The sequence below is a fragment of the Synechococcus sp. H55.9 genome (genome assembly GCF_047462355.1).
Taxonomy (GTDB): domain Bacteria; phylum Cyanobacteriota; class Cyanobacteriia; order Thermostichales; family Thermostichaceae; genus Thermostichus.
This window is the reverse complement of the sequence record NZ_JANSJB010000126.1, coordinates 3859-5338: the sequence shown is the minus strand read 5'-3', so window position 1 is coordinate 5338 and position 1480 is coordinate 3859. Positions and strand designations below refer to the sequence as shown.

The window sequence follows — 1480 nt, the reverse complement described above, 5'->3', positions numbered from 1 at the left end:
GTTGGAAAATGAGGGATCCCCCATGCACTTTCAACCCGACGGCGCTCTGGACGACAGCTTGCCAGGAATAGCTGCGGAGGCGGCGGTTTGGAATGCGCTGCGGCAAGCCCTGGGCTCAGATCCCGGCTACCTCCTCCATCAGTTCAGCATTTATGACCCTCAGGGTCACCTCAAGGCCAAGCCCGACATTCTCTTGATTCACTTTGAACTGGGCTTTTGGATTTTCGAGTGTAAGGGCTGCAACCTTTACAATATCGAGGCCATCGACGGCAGCGAGTGGCGCATGCGCGAGTGGCACAGGGAAACCGAAACCCCTCTGGCGCAGGCCGATAATCAAATGTTTCAGATCAAAAATTGGCTGCAGCAAAATCTGGAAACTCGGCCTCTCCAAGCGCGCGTTGCCTGGCAATATCGGCTGGCTTTGCCTCGCATTCGGCGACAAGAATGGCAGGAGCGCTTCGGGGATCCCCCTTTTACCGGCGCGCTACTTTTTGCGGATGATTTGGAAAACCCAGAGCAGTTGCGGCAAACTCTGTACGCAGCCAAAGAGGCCAATGGCGCTCCTCTCAACGCCACAGAATGGGAAGTGATCCTCAAAACGTTGGGGATAGGGCTGGGGGATCCCGGCGAAGACCCAGTATATGACTACGATCCGCAGGCGGTGATCCGGCGCGTCCAAGAAGGGATCTTCAAACTCGATGAAGACCAACGCAAAATTGCCACCCAATATCCTGAGGGGCCGCAGCGGTTGCGGGGCCTGGCGGGGACGGGCAAAACCGTAGTCTTGACTCGCAGGGCAGCCAAGATCCACGCCGACCACCCCGATTGGGACATCGCCGTAGTTTTCTACACCCGCTCTCTCTATGAGCAAATTCGCAGGCAAATCTCAGAAGTCTGTCAGAGCAAGTTTGACATCGAGCCAAATTGGGAAAGGATTCAGGTGATGCATGCCTGGGGATCCCAGGATCAGCTTGGGTTTTATCGCCTGCTCGCTCACCAATGTGGCTTAACGCCCAAAAGCCTGGATCGGGCAAGGGCAGAGTTAAGGGATAAAAATGACTATACAACGGAGCCTTTCAAATACGTCTGCGAAGAGTTAGAACAAGAGTTAAAAGCCAAGGAAATCCCTAAACTTTTTGACGCCATCTTGATCGATGAAGGTCAAGATTTGCCGCCCGCCTTTTACCGTTTAGCCTATCGAACTTTACGGGATCCCAAGCGGCTCTACTGGGCCTATGATGAAGCCCAGAGCATTGGCTCGTTGACGGTGCCGGGGGCAGCCGAGCTGTTCGGGCGCGACAAGACGGGCAAACCCAAAGTGCGGTTGGGAGGGCGAGCCATCGTACTGCGCCATTGCTACCGCACTCCAAACATCATCCTCATGGCTGCCCATGCCATCAACATGGGTCTTTTGCGTGGAGGCCATCCTTTGCAGGGGGTCACCCAAAAAGAGCAGTGGGAAGGTTTGGGTTACGAAGTG

Annotated in this window: 1 protein-coding gene; it reads left to right on the top strand. The window is 55.1% G+C overall.

Translation table 11 applies throughout. The features are described 5' to 3' along the window. Nucleotides 1-22: 22 nt before the first annotated feature. On the top strand, nucleotides 23-1480 hold a 1458-nt coding region (locus NW857_RS12150; protein WP_414369085.1), incomplete at its 3' end, for a DEAD/DEAH box helicase.